19 protein-coding genes and 1 riboswitch are annotated in these 20,298 nt (G+C 41.7%); of the genes, 7 read left to right on the top strand and 12 right to left on the bottom strand.

Annotated elements, in window-relative coordinates; translation table 11 throughout:
• The first annotated feature begins 5 nt into the window (after positions 1–5).
• A complete protein-coding gene (gene malG / locus BKK52_RS13390; RefSeq protein ID WP_077420845.1) occupies positions 6–896 on the top strand; it encodes a maltose ABC transporter permease MalG in 891 nt (296 codons plus the stop codon).
• A 477-nt stretch (positions 897–1,373) separates the two neighbouring features.
• Complete coding sequence (gene asnS, locus BKK52_RS11245) at positions 1,374–2,777, top strand: asparagine--tRNA ligase (RefSeq protein WP_077420846.1); 1,404 nt, start codon at positions 1,374–1,376, stop codon at positions 2,775–2,777.
• A gap of 550 nt (positions 2,778–3,327) precedes the next feature.
• Here asnS and sucD read toward each other — a convergent pair.
• The 6 genes from sucD to mdh all read right to left on the bottom strand — a co-directional run bounded on the left by sucD (position 3,328) and on the right by mdh (position 11,600).
• Positions 3,328–4,203, bottom strand: coding sequence for a succinate--CoA ligase subunit alpha (gene sucD, locus BKK52_RS11240; protein ID WP_077420847.1), 876 nt, complete (start codon positions 4,201–4,203; stop codon positions 3,328–3,330).
• Positions 4,204–4,205: 2 nt separating this feature from the next.
• Entirely contained in the window at positions 4,206–5,372 is a 1,167-nt protein-coding gene (gene sucC / locus BKK52_RS11235) for an ADP-forming succinate--CoA ligase subunit beta (RefSeq protein WP_077478704.1), read from the bottom strand.
• A gap of 99 nt (positions 5,373–5,471) precedes the next feature.
• A complete protein-coding gene (odhB, locus tag BKK52_RS11230; RefSeq protein ID WP_077474694.1) occupies positions 5,472–6,701 on the bottom strand; it encodes a 2-oxoglutarate dehydrogenase complex dihydrolipoyllysine-residue succinyltransferase in 1,230 nt (409 codons plus the stop codon).
• 87 nt (positions 6,702–6,788) lie between these two features.
• On the bottom strand, positions 6,789–9,596 hold the full coding sequence (sucA, locus tag BKK52_RS11225) for a 2-oxoglutarate dehydrogenase E1 component (protein WP_077478703.1): 2,808 nt from the start codon (positions 9,594–9,596) through the stop codon (positions 6,789–6,791).
• A gap of 186 nt (positions 9,597–9,782) precedes the next feature.
• Entirely contained in the window at positions 9,783–10,364 is a 582-nt protein-coding gene (locus tag BKK52_RS11220; protein ID WP_077420851.1) for a ComEA family DNA-binding protein, read from the bottom strand.
• A 300-nt stretch (positions 10,365–10,664) separates the two neighbouring features.
• A complete protein-coding gene (gene mdh, locus BKK52_RS11215; RefSeq protein ID WP_077420852.1) occupies positions 10,665–11,600 on the bottom strand; it encodes a malate dehydrogenase in 936 nt (311 codons plus the stop codon).
• Between the two features lie 203 nt (positions 11,601–11,803).
• On the opposite strand from mdh, the gene argR reads away from it, so the two are divergent.
• Together argR and BKK52_RS11205 are read left to right on the top strand one after the other, a co-directional pair.
• The gene (gene argR, locus BKK52_RS11210; RefSeq protein ID WP_077420853.1) at positions 11,804–12,256 is read left to right on the top strand and encodes a transcriptional regulator ArgR; all 453 of its coding nucleotides are present in this window, start codon (positions 11,804–11,806) and stop codon (positions 12,254–12,256) included.
• The gene (locus tag BKK52_RS11205; protein ID WP_077478702.1) at positions 12,256–13,152 is read left to right on the top strand and encodes a TIGR01777 family oxidoreductase; all 897 of its coding nucleotides are present in this window, start codon (positions 12,256–12,258) and stop codon (positions 13,150–13,152) included. Before argR ends, BKK52_RS11205 begins: the two co-directional genes overlap by 1 nt.
• Before the next feature lie 61 nt (positions 13,153–13,213).
• On the opposite strand, the gene BKK52_RS11200 is transcribed toward BKK52_RS11205, so the two are convergent.
• The 5 genes from BKK52_RS11200 to moaA all read right to left on the bottom strand — a co-directional run bounded on the left by BKK52_RS11200 (position 13,214) and on the right by moaA (position 16,231).
• Positions 13,214–13,879 carry a Bax inhibitor-1/YccA family membrane protein gene (locus BKK52_RS11200; RefSeq protein WP_077420855.1) on the bottom strand — a complete coding sequence of 222 codons (666 nt, stop codon included), beginning with the start codon at positions 13,877–13,879 and terminating at the stop codon, positions 13,214–13,216.
• A gap of 109 nt (positions 13,880–13,988) precedes the next feature.
• Positions 13,989–14,441: a molybdopterin synthase catalytic subunit MoaE gene (moaE, locus tag BKK52_RS11195; RefSeq protein ID WP_077478701.1), complete on the bottom strand. Its 453-nt coding sequence runs from the start codon at positions 14,439–14,441 to the stop codon at positions 13,989–13,991.
• A gap of 1 nt (position 14,442) precedes the next feature.
• A complete protein-coding gene (moaD, locus tag BKK52_RS11190) occupies positions 14,443–14,688 on the bottom strand; it encodes a molybdopterin synthase sulfur carrier subunit (RefSeq protein WP_077420857.1) in 246 nt (81 codons plus the stop codon).
• Entirely contained in the window at positions 14,689–15,168 is a 480-nt protein-coding gene (moaC, locus tag BKK52_RS11185; protein ID WP_077420858.1) for a cyclic pyranopterin monophosphate synthase MoaC, read from the bottom strand.
• 49 nt (positions 15,169–15,217) lie between these two features.
• Positions 15,218–16,231 (bottom strand): GTP 3',8-cyclase MoaA, encoded by a 1,014-nt coding sequence (gene moaA / locus BKK52_RS11180; RefSeq protein WP_077420859.1) that lies wholly within the window; start codon positions 16,229–16,231, stop codon positions 15,218–15,220.
• Positions 16,220–16,381: riboswitch (molybdenum cofactor riboswitch) on the bottom strand. (Overlaps the previous gene by 12 nt.)
• Positions 16,382–16,531: 150 nt before the next feature.
• Between moaA and BKK52_RS11175 the strand changes: the two genes are divergently transcribed.
• Positions 16,532–17,476, top strand: a complete 945-nt coding sequence (locus tag BKK52_RS11175; protein ID WP_077420860.1) for a gluconeogenesis factor YvcK family protein — start codon at positions 16,532–16,534, stop codon at positions 17,474–17,476.
• Positions 17,477–17,502: 26 nt separating this feature from the next.
• Here BKK52_RS11175 and thiI read toward each other — a convergent pair whose 3' ends face one another.
• Positions 17,503–18,954, bottom strand: coding sequence for a tRNA uracil 4-sulfurtransferase ThiI (gene thiI / locus BKK52_RS11170; protein ID WP_077474698.1), 1,452 nt, complete (start codon positions 18,952–18,954; stop codon positions 17,503–17,505).
• A gap of 167 nt (positions 18,955–19,121) precedes the next feature.
• On the opposite strand from thiI, the gene xseB reads away from it, so the two are divergent.
• Both xseB and ispA read left to right on the top strand, forming a co-directional pair.
• Complete coding sequence (gene xseB, locus BKK52_RS11165; RefSeq protein ID WP_077420862.1) at positions 19,122–19,361, top strand: exodeoxyribonuclease VII small subunit; 240 nt, start codon at positions 19,122–19,124, stop codon at positions 19,359–19,361.
• 1 nt (position 19,362) lies between these two features.
• On the top strand, positions 19,363–20,268 hold the full coding sequence (gene ispA / locus BKK52_RS11160) for a (2E,6E)-farnesyl diphosphate synthase (protein ID WP_077420863.1): 906 nt from the start codon (positions 19,363–19,365) through the stop codon (positions 20,266–20,268).
• Positions 20,269–20,298 lie beyond the last annotated feature (30 nt).

Below are 20,298 nucleotides of genomic sequence, written 5' to 3'. Positions count from 1 at the left end.
ATTTTATGGCTATTGTTCAACCAAAATCTATGCGTTATCGCCTGTGGGCAACGCACGCTGTGCTAATCCTATTCATTTCCCTCATTATGTTTCCCTTATTAATGGTGATTGGCATTTCCTTGCGCCCGGGTAACTTAGCTCTTGGCGATATTATCCCAAGTGAAATTTCTTGGGAACACTGGAAACTAGCCTTGGGATTTAATGTGGTTCATCCTGACGGAACGGTTACGCCACCGCCATTTCCGGTACTACTCTGGTTATGGAATTCCGTCAAAGTTGCGACGATTACGGCTGTGGGTATTGTCACCCTTTCTACCACCTGTGCTTATGCCTTTGCGAGAATGAAATTTAAAGGGAAAAAAACACTCTTACAAGGGATGCTAATTTTCCAAATGTTTCCTGCCGTACTTTCTCTCGTGGCATTGTATGCTTTATTTGATCGCCTCGGGCAATATGTGCCGTTCCTCGGCTTAAATACCCACGCCGGCGTGATCTTTGCCTATTTAGGGGGGATTGCGTTGCACGTTTGGACGATCAAAGGCTATTTTGAAACCATTGACGGTTCTTTGGAAGAAGCGGCTGCATTGGATGGAGCAACCCCTTGGCAGGCATTCCGCTTAATTTTATTGCCATTGTCCGTGCCTATTTTAGCAGTAGTATTTATTCTTTCATTCATTGCCGCCATTACGGAGGTTCCGGTTGCCTCATTGCTCTTGCGTGATGTCAATAGCTATACGCTTGCCGTGGGGATGCAGCAATATCTTTATGCACAAAATTACCTTTGGGGCGATTTTGCCGCCGCCGCAGTACTCTCTGCTATTCCAATCACCGCAGTATTCTTGATTGCTCAACGCTGGTTAGTAGGTGGATTAACTGCCGGTGGGGTAAAAGGATAACCGCGTAAAAACTTAATCTTCGTTTACCTGTAAAGCCAAAGGAACACCGTTCAGGTGTTCCTATTTTTTGGTTAAAATAACAAGCGGCACATATTTTCTACAAATACCAAAAATCGCCAGCATTTTGAACCGCACTTTCATTTTGATGTTATTTCTCTTCTCTCCTTTCTTTCACAACCTATAATTTTTGCAGTTATAAAAGATTGGCGACCAAAAGTTGCGGTACAAATAAATTTCTCGGAAATATCAAAAAATAACCGATCACCCACACCATAAATGATGAAATGTAATATCCGAAAAGACAACATCATTCAACCCACAAGCCTTAGTTTAGGAACATCATTTCAAAATCGTTTTAGCCCATTGATATACAAACCTTTTTCTTACTGAAGAAAGTTCCCATTTTTTATGGAAAATTTCAGGATTTAAGGTAAACTAACTGCATTTTTATCCCCTATTTTATAGCGAGAGGTTTATATGTCTAAAATTGCATCTATTGTTGATGTATTACAAGGAAAAATCGCCCTTGGCGAAACCGTGACAGTACGGGGGTGGGTGCGTACCCGTAGAGATTCTAAAGCGGGTTTATCTTTCTTAGCGGTCTATGACGGCTCTTGTTTTGATCCTATTCAAGCCATCATTAATAACGATATTGAAAACTATGAAAGCGAAGTGTTACGCCTCACCACCGGTTGTTCTGTGATCGTAACAGGTAAAGTCGTTGAGTCACCTGCTGAAGGTCAAGCGGTTGAATTACAAGCGGAAAAAGTAGAAGTGACGGGGTTTGTAGAGGATCCGGATACCTATCCAATGGCGGCAAAACGTCATTCTATTGAATACTTACGGGAAGTGGCTCATTTACGTCCTCGTACCAATATTATCGGTGCCGTAGCCCGAGTACGTCATTGTTTAGCACAAGCCATTCATCGTTTCTTCCATGAACAAGGCTTTTATTGGGTTGCCACCCCCCTCATAACCGCTTCCGATACCGAAGGGGCGGGAGAAATGTTCCGAGTATCCACGTTAGATCTAGAAAATCTCCCACGTGATGAAAAAGGCGCGGTGGATTTCACCCAAGATTTTTTTGGGAAAGAATCTTTTTTAACGGTTTCCGGTCAGTTAAACGGTGAAACCTATGCCTGTGCATTAAGTAAAATTTATACCTTTGGTCCCACCTTCCGTGCGGAAAACTCCAATACTACCCGTCACCTTGCCGAATTCTGGATGGTCGAACCTGAAGTAGCTTTCGCCACCTTGGCAGACAATGCCAAACTTGCTGAAGATATGTTGAAATATGTCTTCCGTGCAGTTTTAAGCGAACGCAGAGACGATCTTGCCTTCTTTGAAAAACATGTGGATAAAGACGTGATTACCCGCTTGGAAAACTTCGTCAATTCCGACTTTGCTCAAATTGATTACACTGATGCCATTGAGGTGTTATTAAAATCCGGTAAGAAATTTGAGTTTCCGGTTTCTTGGGGAATTGATCTTTCCTCCGAACATGAACGTTATTTAGCGGAAGAATATTTCAAATCACCGGTTGTGGTGAAAAACTACCCGAAAGACATTAAAGCCTTCTATATGCGTTTAAACGATGATGGCAAAACCGTTGCCGCAATGGATGTGTTGGCCCCGGGAATTGGTGAAATTATTGGCGGTTCACAACGTGAAGAACGTTTAGATGTGCTGGATAAACGTATGGAAGAAATGGGATTAAATCCTGACGATTACTGGTGGTATCGTGACCTTCGCAAATACGGTACAGTACCTCACTCAGGTTTCGGTCTTGGTTTTGAGCGTTTAATCGTCTATGTGACCGGAGTGCAAAACATCCGCGATGTGATTCCATTCCCTCGTGCGCCAAGAAATGCCAATTTCTAGGTAAAAATCACAAAAAATTTAACCGCACTTTAAAGTGCGGTTAAATTTTTCGCCAAATTTTGGCAGATAAAAGCCCCTCAGGTCTAATTAATAACAAGCAAATCACATTTCCCACAAGTTTGGAAAAATCGATATATTCCTACTCAGTCATTTCAGAAAGCATCAATACATCCAGTGTTGTAATTAGTCAATTCTTCGATAAAACCACTTTACCGCTTCATCTCTTTGCCCCAAATCATAACAATGGACGGTAAAAACAAACATTGTTATTGGTGTAATAAATTCGGGTTCTCTCTCTCCACAATTTTGAGTTTTTTTGATAGTCAGCAAGATAATTTAGTAGCAAGAAGTATATCAATTTTGTTAATGTTTATAGCAAAATTGGCTTTACCCTTGTATGCAATAATAAGGCATAACCTGAATATCAATTGATTTCACTTATTCAACTTTTTCTTGTGCAGATTTTACCGAAGAATAAGCATCCATTGATACACAAAAAGCGGTCAAAATCAGCTCCGCTTTTTCAAATTAAACATTGTCATTCCGTTAGTTAAGAAACATTTAACAATTTTTTCAATGCAACACCGATTTCTGCCAAACTCCTCACGGTTTTAACTCCAGCTGCTTCAAGAGCTGCGATCTTATCCTCTGCCGTTCCTTTTCCTCCGCTGATAATCGCCCCAGCATGTCCCATACGTTTTCCTTTTGGTGCGGTGACACCGGCAATATAGCCGACCATGGGTTTGGTGATATGGGCTTTAATATAAGCGGCAGCCTCTTCCTCAGCAGAACCACCAATTTCGCCGATCATTACAATAGCTTCCGTTTCGGGATCATCTTGGAAACGTTTCAAAATATCAATGAAATTTGAACCCGGGATCGGATCGCCCCCGATACCCACACAAGTGGATTGTCCAAAACCTTCATCAGTGGTTTGTTTTACGGCTTCATAAGTCAGCGTACCGGAACGGGAAACAATGCCAATTTTACCTTTTTTATGAATATTTCCCGGCATAATCCCCATTTTGCATTCATTCGGTGTAATAATCCCCGGGCAATTCGGACCAATCATTACTACACCGGCTTCGTTCAATTTTTGTTTTACTGTCAACATATCTAGCGTAGGGATACCTTCAGTAATACAGACGATAAGTTGAATCCCTGCATCAATAGCCTCTAAAATCGCGTCTTTACAAAATGGTGCCGGCACATAAATCATCGTTGCAGTTGCTCCCGTGGCATTAACCGCATCTTTCACTGTATTGAATACCGGTAACCCCAAATGCGTGCTACCGCCTTTATTTGGTGAAACACCGCCCACTAATTTTGTGCCATAGGCAATAGCTTGTTCAGAATGAAACGTACCCTGTGCTCCGGTAAAACCTTGGCAAATGACTTTAGTCTCTTTATTAATTAATATAGACATCGTTATTCTCCTCTTGCGGCACTCACCACGGCTTGAGCCGCCTCTTGCAAACTATTGGCGGCAATTAAATTCACACCGCTTTCCGATAAAATTTTACGTCCTAATTCTGCATTAGTGCCTTCTAAACGCACCACCACCGGTACTTCAACGCCCACTTCTTGAATGGCGGCAATCACCCCTTCAGCAATGAGATCACAACGTACAATACCACCAAAAATATTGACTAAAATTGCCTTCACTGCATTATCGGTAAGAATAATTTTGAAGGCTTCGGCAACACGTTCTTTTGTCGCACCGCCACCGACATCAAGGAAATTTGCCGGTTCACCACCATAAAGTTTAACAATATCCATCGTGCCCATAGCAAGCCCTGCCCCATTCACCATACAACCGATATTGCCCTCTAATGCCACATAATTTAATTGATATTTTTCGGCTTCTGCCTCACGCAAGTCACTTTGGCTTAAATCCCGCAAAGCGAGTAAATCTTTATGGCGGAACAAGGCGTTATCATCAATAGCGATTTTGGCATCCAAACAAACCAAATTGCCTTGCTGTGTGATAACAAGAGGATTGACTTCTAAAAGAGAAAGGTCTTTTTCGGCAAATAATTTTGCGAGTTGTACAAATATATGGGTAAATTGTTTATTTTGTTCCCCACTTAAACCTAATTTAAACGCTAATTCGCGCCCTTGATACGGCATTCCGCCAAAAAGAGGAGCAATGGATACGCAGTGAATCAAATGCGGTGTATCCTGTGCAACATCTTCAATATTCACACCGCCGGCACTTGATGCCATAAAAACAATTTTTTGTGAAGAACGATCAATCACGGCACCAAGATAAAGTTCTTTATCAATATCACAGGTTTCTTCAATATAGATACTGTTCACCGGTTGCCCATGCTTATCCGTTTGAAATGTCACTAAACGATTGCCTAGCCATTTTTTTGCAAAAGAATAAGCCTCTTCTTCGTTGTGAACCAATTTAACTCCTCCGGCTTTTCCCCGACCGCCCGCATGGACTTGACATTTTGCCGCCCAAACATCGCCGTTAAGCTGAAAAAGTGCCATAGCGGCATCCTCCGCCGAATGACAAACCACCCCATCGCTCACCGGCAAACCATATTCTTTAAAAAGCTGTTTTGCTTGATATTCGTGTAAATTCATTCTTTCACCTGCATTTTTCCGTATGATTAAATCGTGTTTGAAAGTATCATATTTTTGTAAAAAAACAAAAGTGCGATCAAAATTGACCGCACTTTTTGCCTAAATTTCCAAAAGTAATCTTGTCGGATCTTCTAATAATTCTTTAATCGTCACAAGGAAACCAACAGATTCTTTCCCATCGATTAATCGGTGATCATAAGAAAGCGCCAAATACATCATAGGACGAATCACCACTTCACCATTTAGTGCAATTGGACGCTCTTTAATGGCGTGCATACCTAAAATTGCACTTTGTGGCGGATTAATAATAGGGGTGGACATTAAAGAACCGAACACCCCACCATTGGTAATGGTGAAATTACCGCCCGTTAAATCTTCCACAGTCAATTTACCATCCCGTCCTTTTTCAGCAAGGGTTTTAATTTGTTTTTCAATTTCCACCATACTGAGTTTATCGCAGTTACGCAGCACCGGCGTGACTAACCCTCGTGGTGTGGAAACGGCAATACTAATATCAAAATAGTTATGGTAAACAATATCATCACCATCAATAGAGGCATTGATTTCCGGATAACGTTTCAACGCTTCCACTACGGCTTTAATATAAAATGACATAAACCCTAAACGCACACCATGTTGCTTATCAAATTTTTCGCCATAGGTTTTACGCAAATTCATTATCGGTTGCATATCTACTTCATTAAAGGTGGTTAGCATTGCCGTGCTGTTTTTCGCTTCCAATAAACGTTCAGCGATGCGTTTGCGTAAACGGGTCATCGGTACGCGTTTTTCAGAGCGAGCACTGTATGCCACCGTGCTAATGGTATTTTGTTCTGTCGCAACCTGCTCTTTCACTTTTTGAACATCTCGTTTAACGAGCTCACGTTCAATATCTTCACGAGTGAGCCTTCCCCCCACACCTGAACCTTGAATTTGTGAAGCATCAAGATCATGCTCTGCCAATAAACGACGAATTGCCGGACTTTGATCCGATGCGTTATTATGGCTGTTTTCAATAGCGGCATTTTTACGATCCGCTGGTGTAGGCTCATTGGTTTCTTTTATCGTTGCCATACTAAAATCACCGGCTTGAGCAGTAGAAAGTTTCCCTAACACCTGTTTACTGATGACGGTCGCTCCCTCCGACTCTAAAATTTCAGCGAGTATCCCATCAGACTGAGCCGGCACTTCCAACACCACTTTATCCGTTTCAATTTCCACTAGAACTTCATCACGTTTTACTGCCTCTCCCACTTTTTTATGCCAAGTTGCCACTGTTGCATCTGCAACGGATTCAGGGAGATCGGGAACAAGAATTTCAATTGTCATATTGTTTTCCTTTTTATTTTTAGCTTTTTGTCGGGAAGTGGATGATACATTTCTTCCCGACAAATCTTTGTGATTTTTAACCGCACTTTACAAGGTCAGTGCATCATCCACTAATTGTTTTTGTTGTTTCGTATGTAATGACATATAGCCCACCGCCGGTGAAGCCGAGGCCGGGCGACCTGCGTAGTTGAGTTTCACGCCATCCGGAATAGAACTCTCAAAATTATGTTTGCTGCTATACCAAGCCCCTTGGTTGAGCGGCTCTTCCTGACACCATACATAATCTTTCACATGGGCATAAGGCTCGAGGGCTTTTTTCACATCTTCATGAGGATAAGGGTAAAGCTGTTCAATACGAATAATTGCCACATCGGTTTGCTGATTCGCACGACGTTGTTCTAATAAATCATAATAGACTTTACCGGAACACAATACGACACGTTTAACCCCTTTTGGATCAAGCTCATCCACTTCGCCTATCACCGTTTGGAAGGCCCCTTGAGTGAGTTCTTCCAAGGTGGATACCGCAAGTGGGTGACGTAGTAAGGATTTTGGTGAAATCGCAATTAACGGCCGACGCATTTTACGCAATGCCTGACGGCGTAACATATGGTAAACCTGTGCAGGGGTAGAAGGAATACAAACCTGCATATTTTGTTCTGCACACAATTGTAAATAACGTTCCAATCGTGCAGAAGAATGTTCAGGACCCTGCCCTTCATAACCATGTGGCAATAACATCACCAAACCACACATTCTTCCCCATTTTTGTTCGCCTGAACTGATAAATTGGTCAATCACAATTTGTGCACCATTGGCAAAATCGCCAAATTGCGCTTCCCAAATGGTGAGGGTTTTCGGATCGGTGGTGGCATAACCATACTCAAAGGCAAGTACCGCTTCTTCCGAAAGTACAGAATCCCATACCTCAAAACGCCCTTGGTTGGCGTGTAAATGGGTAAGCGGCACATAACCTGTCCCATCATTTTGGTTGTGGACTACCGCATGGCGGTGGAAGAAGGTTCCCCGACCTGCATCTTCACCGGATAAACGAACATTAACCCCTTCATCGAGCAAGGTGGCATAAGCCATGGTTTCCGCCATTCCCCAATCGAATAATTTTTCCTCTTGGTACATGGCTTTACGATCATTATAAATTTTCTCCACCCGAGGATGAGCCCGTAAACTTTCCGGATATTCGCAGACACGTTTAGCGAGCGTAACAAAACGTGCTTTCGGGAAGGTATTTTCATAAGGCGATGTCCAATCGTAATTCAGATATTGCAACCAGTCCATTTTTGCCGTATCCATATCACGCCATTCTTTTACCACTCGGTCACCATTGTCTAATGCATCACGGTAAAGATTCATCATTTCAATGGTTTGCTCTTCAGTCATTACCCCTTCTGTAATTAAACGATCGGCATAGACTTTGCGGGGTGTAGGATGTTTTTTGATAATGCTATACATCATCGGCTGAGTGGCCAATGGTTCATCGGCTTCATTATGACCATGACGACGATAAGAAATTAAATCAATAAAAATATCCCGTTTAAATAGGCTGCGATATTCCACCGCCATACGGGCAGCAAAGGCCACCGCTTCCGGATCATCACCATTGACATGGATAATCGGCGCCTGAATCATTTTCGCAATATCGGTGCAATATTCGGTGGAACGGGTGTCATTTGGGTTTGAGGTGGTAAAGCCAATTTGGTTATTAATGACGATACGAATGGTACCGCCGACCGTATAGCCTCGAGCATTGGACATATTTAAGGTTTCTTGTACCACGCCTTGTCCTGCTACCGCCGAATCACCGTGAACGGTGACCGCTAATACTTTGGCGCGTTCAATATCATTTCTCTTAGTTTGACGTGAACGCACCGCCCCAATCACCACGGAGCTTACAATTTCCAAATGAGAAGGATTGAACGCAAGGGTTAAATGAACCAAGTTATCTTCTACGGCAAAATCAGAAGAAAAACCTTGGTGATATTTCACATCACCGGTGCGATCGCCTGAATGTTTACCGGCAAACTCATCAAATAAATCTTCCGGTTTTTTACCTAATACATTAACGAGCATATTCAAACGCCCACGGTGTGCCATGCCCATCACAATATCTTTCACCCCTTGTTTACCGGCATGACGAATAATTTCTTTCATCAGAGGAATAAAGGCATCACTCCCCTCTAAGGAAAAGCGTTTTGCGCCCGGAAATTTGGCGCCAAGATAACGTTCCAAACCATCTGCAGCCGTTAATTCATTGAGAAAATTGATTTTTTCTTGAGGGCTAAAAAGCGGTTGATTTAAGCGACTTTCTAATTTGTTTTGAAGCCACATTTTTTGTTCCATATCTTGCACATGCATAAATTCTAAACCGATAGAACCACAATAGGTTTCTTTCAGCATATCGTTTAATTCGGCAAGGGTAATGGTATCCCGCTGGTAAACATAATGATTAATATTGAAGGTTTCATTGAGATCTTGTTCAGTAAAACCGTGATAGCGATAATCTAATTCCGGTACGCTGGAGACTTTCCAACGATAATAATTAAGGGGATCAAGGTTTGCTTCCAAATGACCTCGGAATCGATAAGCGTTAATAAACTGCAGCACTTTTACTAATTTTGCACTGGCTTCCGGATCAATAACTGTGACGGTTTCTGCGCTATTTTCACGGGCTAAACGACGGAAATAATCACGCACCAGAGAATGGGCTTGTTCAGCGACTGTTGATTTTGGAAAGGCATCGAACGTGGTTTTCCAACTCTCATCAATAGAATTCGGATCATCCAAATAACGCTCGTATAATTCTTCGATATAGGCTTGGTTCGCACCACCTAATGCGGTTGTTGCCAACCATTGTTCAAAAGCCTTGTTTGGCTGCATATTCACCTCGAATAATTATCTATTAAATTCGCCGCCCATTATACATAGGATCAAACAGGAAAAAATGTGCCATTTACAAGTTTGTTACAAAATTGTGATCTAGCTCAACAATCTTTTCTTTTTTATTTTAAAACAAAAAACCCGACAACTATCGGGCTTTAAAGAGCGGTTAAATTTAATAAGGTTTTAGAATGTTAGATAAGGTGCGATTTTCTCAATAGTCGTACTGCCTAATCCCTCAATATTTGATAATTCTGCGACATTTTTTATTTTGCCTACTTTATTACGGTAATCCACAATCGCTTGTGCTTTTTTCTCACCAATGCCGGAAAGTTTTTGTAATGTTGCAGCATCTGCTTTATTGATATTTACTTTTGCACTTGAAGCGATTTTATCTTGCTCTGCTTTCACTTTATCTTTAGCTACATTGAATTTTTCTGTCGCTTTTTCTTTCATTGACGAATTGTCAGATGAGCTCACCGATTTCACTTTCTCTTGTGCTGCTTTGGCTGTATTTTTTGTTGAGGCTTTTGCCGAGTCTTTTAAGGATTTCGCTGATTCTGTTGCTTTTTCTTTTGCGTTCACCACATTTTCCATCGCATTGTTTTTATTGGTAACCGCACTTTGTTTTTGGCTTTGAACCATTGAATTAATATTATTTGTTGCCTCATTTTTTAAACTGCTTAGTGCATTTTCACTGGCTAATGCAGAACCTGAAACCGCCAAGGCAAGTGCGGTTAAACTTAATAAAGATTTTAAAGATTTCATAAATACTCCTATAAAGAATAATGTTGTCAAAAGACAGGCTATAAGACTGAAGGAAGGGAAATTAGTTCATTTTAGCAGGCAAAAAAAAGTGTCTCGGGAGAGACACTACTCGGAAAGCAAAATAAATATCGGCTATTTAGGATAGCACTTGTTCTTTATGGGTTCAGAATACGCTTATCAAATCGTTAATGCAAACCCCTCTTTTCAAATCTGTGAACTAACTCACGGTTTTTCTTAAAATTTTTATTTTTCCACAAAAAAAGGCGCCAATATTGCGCCTTTTTTGTCGAGAAAAATCAATTAACCGTTAATAAATTTTTCCCCTAATTCAATATCTGCGCGTAATGTTGGAAGCATGGCTTCTAACGCCTGTTGTTCAAATTCACTGAGTGGGCCAACAGGCAGAATTTCCTCTACCCCCTCTTTACCTAAACGAACCGGTTGAGCAAAGAAACGGGCATATTGTCCATCACCTTCTACATAAGTACATTCCACGACGGTTTCACCACTTAATCCCTTCACTAATGAGCGGGCAAAACGTGCTGCGGCTTGCGCCATAGAAAGAGTTGCAGAACCGCCACCGGCTTTGGCTTCCACCACTTCTGTGCCGGCATTTTGGATACGTTTGGTTAAAGGGGCAATTTCTTCAGCTGAAAATTCAGCATAAGGGACTTGAGAAAGTAACGGAAGAATTGTCACACCGGAATGCCCGCCAATGACAGGCACTGTCGTACGGGAAACATTCAAATTTTTTAATTCTGCAACAAAGGTTTCAGAACGAAGCACATCTAACGTCGTGACACCGAATAATTTACGTTTGTCATAAACCCCGGCTTTTTTTAATACTTCTGCCGCAATTGCTACGGTAGTGTTAACCGGATTGGTAATGATCCCCACACAGGCTTTTGGGCAAACTGCTGCCACTTTTTCTATTAATCCACGAACAATACCGGCATTAATATTAAAAAGATCAGAGCGATCCATACCGGGTTTGCGAGCCACACCGGCAGAAATCAATACCACATCCGCCCCTTCAAGGGCCGGGCTTGGATCTTCACCGGAAAATCCTTTTACTTTTACTGCAGTGGGAATATGACTGACATCTGCCGCCACCCCCGGTGTAACAGGAGCAATATCATACAGCGATAATTCTGTTTCTGCCGGTAATTGTAATTTCAATAATAACGCTAATGCTTGACCGATACCGCCTGCGGCACCTAACACTGCAACTTTCATGTTGCCTCCTTACTCTGTAAATAAACAGGTAGATTTTAAAAGGTTGGGCTATAAATTACAAATACAGAAATACAATTATGAGATCTAGTTCAAATTTCTATTCATAAATCTTTCCTTTTAACGGCCTTACCTTGAATTTTAGTTGCATAAAATGAATTTTTATGCAACGCTTATGCAAATTTAGCATTCCTTAAAGATCAAAAGTGGATAACTTAACAAAAGTATTTAAAGAATTACTTAGCCAAGAACGTTTTGCCTCACAAAGTGAAATAGTTGAAGCGTTAAAAAATCAGGGTTTTTCCGGTATTAATCAATCAAAAGTTTCACGTATGCTGAGCAAATTTGGTGCGGTGCGTACCCGCAATACCAAAATGGAAATGGTTTATTGTTTGCCTAATGAGCTAAGTGTGCCGGCGACAAGCAGTCCGTTAAAAAATTTAGTCTTGGATATTGATCACAACGAATTTTTAGTTGTCATCAAAACCACCCCGGGGGCAGCACAATTAATTGCACGGTTGTTAGATTCTATCGGCAAACCGGAAGGGATTTTGGGCACTATTGCAGGCGATGATACGATTTTTGTTACGCCAACACGGGAAACAGCTATCTCAATGCTCATTAACCACATTCAAGATTTATTTGAACGTTCACTCTAATGCATATTCTTATCACCGGCGGAACAGGGCTTATCGGGCAAGCTTTAGTCTCTGCACTTTTGCAGAAACAACATCAGCTTACCTTACTGGTTCGCCATGAAAAAAAGGCCTCAGCCCTTTTTCCCCAAAAAAACTTGCGATTTTTGACCGCACTTTCTTCCTTCAAAAATTTAGATGAATTTGATGTGGTGATAAACCTTGCCGGTGAGCCTATTTTTGCCAAGCGTTGGACTTTCCAACAAAAGAAAAAATCATTTGATAGTCGGGTAAAACTCACACAACAATTAGCGGCATTAATTAATGAGGGAGCTAATCCCCCACGCTTTATTTCAGGCTCGGCAACAGGAATTTATGGTGATCGCCCAATCGAAACGCTTACTGAAACAAGCCCTATCGCACATAACAGCTTTACTGCCCGGCTTTGTCAGGCATGGGAAAATGCGGCATTACAGGCAAAAACCCAAGTTTGCCTTCTTCGCACTGCCATGGTGCTTTCGCCTAAAGGTGGTGCATTAAAACAAATGCTCCCGCTCTATCGTTGGAATTTAGCCGGTCGGTTGGGTTCGGGCGAACAATATTGGGCGTGGATTGCGTTGGAAGATATGGTAAGGGGCATTGTATTTTTACTTGAACATCATCAATGTCATGGCGTTTATAATTTTGTATCGCCACAACCGGTAACGAATAAAATATTCAATCAACAGCTTGCTCAAGCACTAAAACGCTGTGCCCTCTTTCCTGCCCCCCGCTTGGCATTAAAACTGATTTTAGGCGAACGTGCAGCTCTTTTACTTGAAAGCCAAAAGATTTACCCAACACGGCTTCTTGATGCAGGATTTCATTTTCACTATGAAAATTTACCCCAATATCTGACCGCACTTTTCTCGAAGAAATAAATTCAAAAGGCATAAAAAACGCACTTTGCGATATCAAAGTGCGTTTTCTTTTCAATTAAACTTAATCGTTATTATTTGAGAAGATAGAAAGTAATCTCAATAGACTTAAGAATAAGTTATAAATTGCCACATAAATACTCACTGTGGCACGAATGTAATTGGTTTCGCCACCGTGAATGATATTACTGGTTTCATATAAAATAGTCATGGTTGAAAAAACAACGAATAATGCGCTAATTGCGATAGCTAATGCCGGCATTTGGAAGAAGAAACTGGCAACCATACCCAGTAAAAGCACAATGAAAAGCGCAAACATTGCCGTGGCAAGAAATGACATATCTTTTTTCGTGGTCAATACATAGGCCGAACAAGCAAAGAATACAATTGCGGTGCCGGCAAATGCCAACATCACTAAGTCTTCCATACCGTTGGCAACATACATATTGAGAATCGGCCCAATGGTATAGCCCATAAAACCGGTAAAAGCGAATGCCGCTAAAATCCCCGCCGGGCGATCAGCCAAACGATGGGTAATGAAAAGTAAGCCGTAAAAGCCAACAAGTAAAACAATAATGTTTGGATAAGGCAGGTTCATCGCCATAGAAATATAGGCGACCACAGCCGAAAATGCCATTGTCAGTCCAAGCAAGAAATAAGTGTTACGAAGCACTTTATGGGTGCTTAATAAGGATTCCTCTCTTGAGTCAACAATAATGCGAGATTGCATAAAAGCTCCTTATGATATAGTTAAACGCAGTGAGTAAGGTAAAGGCGAGTGTATAAAAAGTCAATGGGCAATAAAAAATTATTTTTATTAAAACCATCACATGCCATTTTTACCATTTTTCTAAAGCAATTTTGTCTGAATCTCTGGCCTCAACCCAACGCTCGCCTTTCGCCGTTTGTTCTTTTTTCCAAAAGGGGGCTTTGGACTTGAGGTAATCCATCACAAACTCATTGGCACGATAAGCCTCACCACGATGTGCTGAACTCACCCCCACCAACACAATTTCATCACTGGTATTGAGCAAGCCCACCCGATGAATAACGGCAATCCGTTGAATAGCCCAGCGTTGCTTGGCTTCTGCCACAATTTCATGTAGGGCTTTTTCCGTCATCGCCGGATAATGCTCTAAATAAAGCCCGGATACGCCATCGCCTAAATTAAAATCCCGCACCTTTCCCACAAAAATGACCGTTGCCCCAACACAATGGGATTGGCAAAGCCAACGATAAACAGCGTTTTGATCAAATTCTGCCTCTTGCACAGAAATATGAATATCGCTCATCTTACCCCCCTGTGACCGGTGGGAAAAAGGCAATTTCATCGCCATTATTGATCGCACTTTCAAGGGGCATAAGGGTTTGATTAATTGCCACCAGCGTTTTTCCTTTTTCCAACGCCAACGCCCATTTATCTCCTTTTTGGCTTAAATGCTCACGCAAGGTTTCTGCCGTAGAAAACACCGCCTCTACTTGCATTTCATCCATACCAATAAGCTCTCGTGTTTGGGCAAAAAATAACACCTTTAACATTTATTTCTCCACTAAAAAATGACCTGATTTTCCACCGCTTTTTTCTAACAATCGAACCTGCTCAATGACAATATCTTTTTGCACGGCTTTACACATATCATAAATGGTTAATGCGGCAACGCTTGCGGCGGTGAGCGCTTCCATTTCCACACCGGTTTTACCGGTCAGTTTACAGAGGGATTCGATACGAACCTGATGGGTTTCGACCAAAGGTTCAAGGCTAACTTCCACTTTGGAAAGCAATAATGGGTGACATAAAGGAATAAGCTCCCAAGTGCGTTTTGCCGCTTGGATACCCGCAATGCGTGCCGTGGCAAATACATCACCTTTGTGATGCTCACCTTTTAAAATCATCGAAAGAGTTTCTTGTGACATAGTCACAATTGCTTCAGCACGCGCTTCCCGTACGGTTTCAATTTTATCGGAAACGTCCACCATATTGGCTTCGCCTTGTGTATTAATATGGGTAAATGTTGTCATAAGTTTAAAAGTGCGGTTAAATGTTGAAGTCTTTTTATTTTAGTCATCATTATCCACCAATCGAGGCGAGATGATTGCGAATACCGCTGTCGCCTTGGTGTAAATAATGATGCTCACGTTTTCCTTGTAAGGCATTAAATATTCGGGCTTGTAAAAAGGCTTGTTGTTCATCAGATTGCAATAAATCACGCAGTTCTATCCCCGCCTCACCGAATAAACAAAGGTGCAATTTGCCTTTGGCAGACACTCGTAGCCGATTACAACTTGTGCAAAAGTCTTTTTCATAAGGCATAATTAAGCCAATTTCCCCCACATAATCCGGGTGTTTAAAAATTTTTGCCGGGCCATCGGTCAGGGCTTTTTGTTGCAGCTTCCATCCTTTAGCCACTAGCTTATCCGCTAAAATTTGGCCACCGAGGTGATGACGATGAAAAAAATCATCCATATCGCCTGTTTGCATCAGTTCAATAAAACGCATTTGAATAGGACGATGTTTTACCCAAGCTAAAAATTGGTTAAATTCAATATCATTCAAATTTTTCATTAATACGGAATTGACTTTCACTTTCTGATAGCCCACCTCGAAAGCAAGATCAATACCGCGCATGACCTCATCAAATTTATTCATACCGGTAATATGATAAAACATTTTAGGATCAAGGCTATCTAAGCTGACATTAATCGAGGTAATCCCAGCTTTTTTCCAATCCTTCACCGCTTTTGCCATACGATAACCGTTTGTGGTTAATGCCAGCTGCTGAATACCTTCAATTTGTGCAATATGCTCTGCAATGGTCAGAAAATCTTTTCGTAAGGTTGGCTCACCACCGGTTAAACGGATCTTTTCTGTTCCCATATGGGCAAAAGCCTTAGCAAGGCGTGTAATTTCAGTAAGCGTAAGAAAATGGGGTTTATTCAGTTCAGGCTGATAACCATTGGGTAAGCAGTAGTTGCAACGAAAATTGCACTGATCGGTAATAGACAGCCGCAAATAATAATAGGTACGCTGAAACGCATCAATTAAACGTGCGTCTCCCACGTTTTTAATGGGAATCGATTGCATGATACACCTTTCTAAAATGGAGAGGACAAGCCGTTTCCAACGTATCCCTGAATAACAAATAGCGTTATTGGCATTGCCGTCATATTCCTTACCAAGGTATTTTCACCAAAGAGGAACTTAGACTAAACAAGCTCGGAGTTATGCGATAAAATTGGCGGGCATTTTAAAAGATTCTGAACAAGAAAAGCAAGCACTCCCCGCCTCTTGTTGAGAAATTCAATAAATTCTTTTAAATCAATTATATAAATAACTATATAATGTTTTAAAAATTAATACATTCTAGGTAGAAAGAGAAATATTATGTCCGATTTAACCCCACACCGCCGCTATGACTACTTAAATAATTTACATGTTGTCGCCATTGGTGGTGGGCATGGATTAGGACGAGTGATGTCTGCACTCAGTTTTATGAAAGAACGGCTGACCGGCATTGTTACCACCACCGATAATGGCGGCTCCACCGGTCGTATTCGCCAACAACAAGGCGGCATTGCTTGGGGAGATTTGCGCAATTGTTTAAATCAAATCATCATCGAACCTACTACTGCGTCGGCACTCTTTGAGTATCGCTTTGGCGGCAACGGGGAATTGGCCGGTCATAATCTTGGCAATTTAATGCTAAAAGCCCTTGAAAATATGCATATTCGCCCTTTGGATGGGGTAAATTTAATTCGTGATCTATTGCGGGTGAAATCGCATTTGATTCCGATGTCGGAAAGCCCGGTGCATCTTGCAGCAAGTACGGGGACAGGCACGAGTATCGTAGGTGAAGTGAGCATTGATAATTTAACCGAACTCCCCCAATCCTTATTTCTTATACCACTCGTTCAAGCCACACCGGAAGCACTACAGGCCATTGAACAGGCCGATGTGATTTTATTTGGGCCCGGTAGTTTTTTCACCAGTATTATGCCCCCATTATTGCTACCCGAGATGAGCAATGCCCTGAAAAAAAGCCCGGCGAAGAAAATTTTTATTGATAATTTAGGTATAGAATTGGGGGCTGCCGCAAAGCTTTCTTTAGCTCATCGTATCCAATGGATTCACCGCACAATCGGTGCAGAGATTTTAGATGGGGTGATTATGCCAACCGGTAAAAGTGCGGTCGATTTTTCCAATATGTCTGCGGTTACCGTTCTAGAAAAACGCCTCAACGCAGACGATATCAGCTATCGCCACGATCGCACCTTATTGGCAAAAGCCATTGATGAGATGGTGGAAGAATTAAATCAGCATAGGTTCTAACCGAAAAAGTGCGGTCAATTTTGGCATTATTTTTTCGCCAATACGCACACATTCTCAAAGCCGTTTTCTTTTAGATAAAGGGCTTGTAGTTTACTCATCACCCCACGTTCGCAGTACAACACATAATTTTTGCTTTGATCAAGTGAACCAAATTGTGAGGAAAGCTTATAAAACGGCATTTGGAGAACCTCGTGACTGTCTGATTCAAACGGATTTTCATCGGTTTCTTCCGGGCTTCGGATATCTAAAATAATGTCCTTTTCGCCTAATACTGAAATGGTATCGACAGATATCACTTCTTTTTCCGTGTCTTCGGCAATTTGACGAATATCCCAATATTGGGCATTTTGCACAGCACGTTCTAAAATCGAAAAATCAAATTTCCCCTCTTCTGCCATAATATTCTCACGCACGGCTTTAATGGTTGGATTTTTGGAAATCACCCCACAAAACTCCGGCATGGATTTGGCAATATCATCGGTGCCGATTTCTTTCGCTGTGGCGATAATTTGCTCTTTATCGTGGCTGATAAGCGGGCGTAACACCAATGCTTCACTGGCTTCATCAATTAAGCGTAAATTGGTGAGGGTTTGGCTGGAAACCTGCCCCAAGGCTTCGCCTGTGACAATGGCTTCAATATTAAAACGAGCGGCGATTTGACTTGCAGCACGCACCATCATTCGCTTCAACACTACCCCCATTTGTCCGTTATCGACCTTTTCTAAAATCTCACCGACTACCCCTTCAAAATTGATAGCGATAAAACGGACTTTATGGGATGAACCGTAACGCTGCCAAATATGATGTGCCATTTGTTTTACACCGATCTCATGTGCCGCACCGCCCAAATTAAAGAAACAATAATGCACCCGAGAGCCTCGACGAATCAGCATATAGCTTGATACACCGGAATCAAAACCGCCGGAAATCAACGAAAGCACATCTTCCTGCGTACCAATCGGATAGCCACCAATGCCGAGATGACGTTTCTTCACCAACAGCATTTTGTCATCTTCAATATCAATACGCACCGTCACATCAGGATTTTTTAAGCGCACTTTAGCACTTTCAATATGCTGATTTAACCCCCCCCCGATATAACGCTCTGCTTCAATAGAGCTGAAAGAATGTTTGCCTTTGCGTTTTACCCGTACACAAAAGGTGCGGTTTTGCAGTTGCGCTGCCACATCGGCAAGGGTCAATTCAAAAATATGGTGTAAATCTGTAAAGGTTTTTTCTTCTACTTCAAGAAAATGATGAATACCCGGGATACGTTGTAACAAACTGATGAGAGCTTGTCGATTTTCTTCATTTTTTGACCGCACTTCAATGTAATCCCAATGGCGGACGACGGCGGTTTCTTCATCATATTTTTGTAAAATATTACGAATATTACTGGTAAGAATTTTGGCGAAACGTTTACGCACGCTTTCGCTTTTAATCATAATTTCAGGGAAAAGTTTAATAATAAATTTCATAAAGATTAAGACCGGTAAAAAATGGCGAATATTTTACGCAAAGCAGGGGAAAAGTCCATACGGCAAGATAGCCTATCCTCCCACACTCTCTTTTTAGAAATAAATTTTTAACATCCCCTAAATTTACAGTACAATAGACTTATTTTCCCCATCAAAAGGATGATTAAATGGCACGCAAATCGGCTTCCTCACCGGATTTTGAAAGCACATTGACACAATTAGAAACCATTGTCGCCCGTTTAGAAAGCGGCGAACTCCCCTTAGAAGAATCCCTCAAAGAATTTGAACAAGGCATTCAATTGGCCCAACTTGGTCAAGCACGTTTACAGCAAGCAGAACAGCGTATTCAAATACTTTTACAAAAAAGTGAAACAGCACCTTTGAGTGATTATGAGGAAAAGGAATAATATGCGCCCATTTGCCCAACAACTCAAACAGGTACAACAACGCATTAATGTTTTTCTAGAAAGGCAATTTGACGCTCTGGAAAGCTACAATGCTCCCTTACACAATGCCCCCTTACTTGAGGCAATGAAATATGGCTTGTTATTGGGCGGGAAACGGGTACGCCCTTTTTTGGTTTATGCCACAGGAAATATGCTCAATGCCAACGAACAATCTCTTGATTATGCCGCTGCTGCCATTGAAGCGATTCATGCTTATTCCTTAATTCACGATGATTTACCGGCAATGGATAATGATGATCTCCGCCGTGGGCATCCAACCTGCCATCTTGCGTTTGATGAAGCCACCGCTATTCTCGCAGGAGATGCCTTACAAAGTTTCGCCTTTGAGATGTTAAGCCAAACCCCTCATCTTAGTGCACAGCAGAAACTGGCATTAGTGCAGATTTTAGCGCAAGCCTCCGGTGTACAAGGAATGTGCTTAGGACAAAGTTTAGACTTAATCTCAGAACACAAACAAATTAGCCTACAAGAATTAGAATTAATTCATCGCAATAAAACCGGTGCATTGCTTACAGCCGCCTTAAAACTTGGCTTTATTTGCTCGCCGCATTTTTCCGATAAATCGCTAGAACAGGCCTTAACCCGCTATGCCGAGGCTATTGGTCTGGCCTTTCAAGTGCAAGATGATATTTTAGATATTGAAGGGGAATGTTCAGAAATCGGCAAACCCGTAGGCTCAGATTTAGATTTGGATAAAAGCACCTACCCTAAATTGCTCGGGTTAGAAGGGGCAAAGCAAAAGGCGCAAGATTTATATCAAACGGCATTGAGCGAATTGGATAAAATTCCTTTTGATACGACCGCACTTCGTGCGTTGGCGGAATTTATTATTACAAGAAAAAGTTAATGAAAGCCCTATCACTTATTTAAGTGAAAA

Origin of the sequence: Rodentibacter trehalosifermentans (genome assembly GCF_002000545.1) — a bacterium.
Classification (GTDB): Bacteria; Pseudomonadota; Gammaproteobacteria; order Enterobacterales; family Pasteurellaceae; genus Rodentibacter; species Rodentibacter trehalosifermentans.
This window is presented reverse-complemented; position numbering and strand designations above follow the sequence as displayed.

What these genes read in the sequence shown, in the direction of transcription:
- malG (WP_077420845.1), top strand. Translation starts at nt 6, where the DNA reads ATGGCTATTGTTCAACCAAAATCTATGCGTTATCGCCTGTGGGCAACG.
- asnS (WP_077420846.1), top strand. Translation starts at nt 1,374, where the DNA reads ATGTCTAAAATTGCATCTATTGTTGATGTATTACAAGGAAAAATCGCC.
- sucD (WP_077420847.1), bottom strand. Translation starts at nt 4,203, where the DNA reads ATGTCTATATTAATTAATAAAGAGACTAAAGTCATTTGCCAAGGTTTT.
- sucC (WP_077478704.1), bottom strand. Translation starts at nt 5,372, where the DNA reads ATGAATTTACACGAATATCAAGCAAAACAGCTTTTTAAAGAATATGGT.
- odhB (WP_077474694.1), bottom strand. Translation starts at nt 6,701, where the DNA reads ATGACAATTGAAATTCTTGTTCCCGATCTCCCTGAATCCGTTGCAGAT.
- sucA (WP_077478703.1), bottom strand. Translation starts at nt 9,596, where the DNA reads ATGCAGCCAAACAAGGCTTTTGAACAATGGTTGGCAACAACCGCATTA.
- BKK52_RS11220 (WP_077420851.1), bottom strand. Translation starts at nt 10,364, where the DNA reads ATGAAATCTTTAAAATCTTTATTAAGTTTAACCGCACTTGCCTTGGCG.
- mdh (WP_077420852.1), bottom strand. Translation starts at nt 11,600, where the DNA reads ATGAAAGTTGCAGTGTTAGGTGCCGCAGGCGGTATCGGTCAAGCATTA.
- BKK52_RS11205 (WP_077478702.1), top strand. Translation starts at nt 12,256, where the DNA reads ATGCATATTCTTATCACCGGCGGAACAGGGCTTATCGGGCAAGCTTTA.
- BKK52_RS11200 (WP_077420855.1), bottom strand. Translation starts at nt 13,879, where the DNA reads ATGCAATCTCGCATTATTGTTGACTCAAGAGAGGAATCCTTATTAAGC.
- moaE (WP_077478701.1), bottom strand. Translation starts at nt 14,441, where the DNA reads ATGAGCGATATTCATATTTCTGTGCAAGAGGCAGAATTTGATCAAAAC.
- moaD (WP_077420857.1), bottom strand. Translation starts at nt 14,688, where the DNA reads ATGTTAAAGGTGTTATTTTTTGCCCAAACACGAGAGCTTATTGGTATG.
- moaC (WP_077420858.1), bottom strand. Translation starts at nt 15,168, where the DNA reads ATGACAACATTTACCCATATTAATACACAAGGCGAAGCCAATATGGTG.
- moaA (WP_077420859.1), bottom strand. Translation starts at nt 16,231, where the DNA reads ATGCAATCGATTCCCATTAAAAACGTGGGAGACGCACGTTTAATTGAT.
- BKK52_RS11175 (WP_077420860.1), top strand. Translation starts at nt 16,532, where the DNA reads ATGTCCGATTTAACCCCACACCGCCGCTATGACTACTTAAATAATTTA.
- thiI (WP_077474698.1), bottom strand. Translation starts at nt 18,954, where the DNA reads ATGAAATTTATTATTAAACTTTTCCCTGAAATTATGATTAAAAGCGAA.
- xseB (WP_077420862.1), top strand. Translation starts at nt 19,122, where the DNA reads ATGGCACGCAAATCGGCTTCCTCACCGGATTTTGAAAGCACATTGACA.
- ispA (WP_077420863.1), top strand. Translation starts at nt 19,363, where the DNA reads ATGCGCCCATTTGCCCAACAACTCAAACAGGTACAACAACGCATTAAT.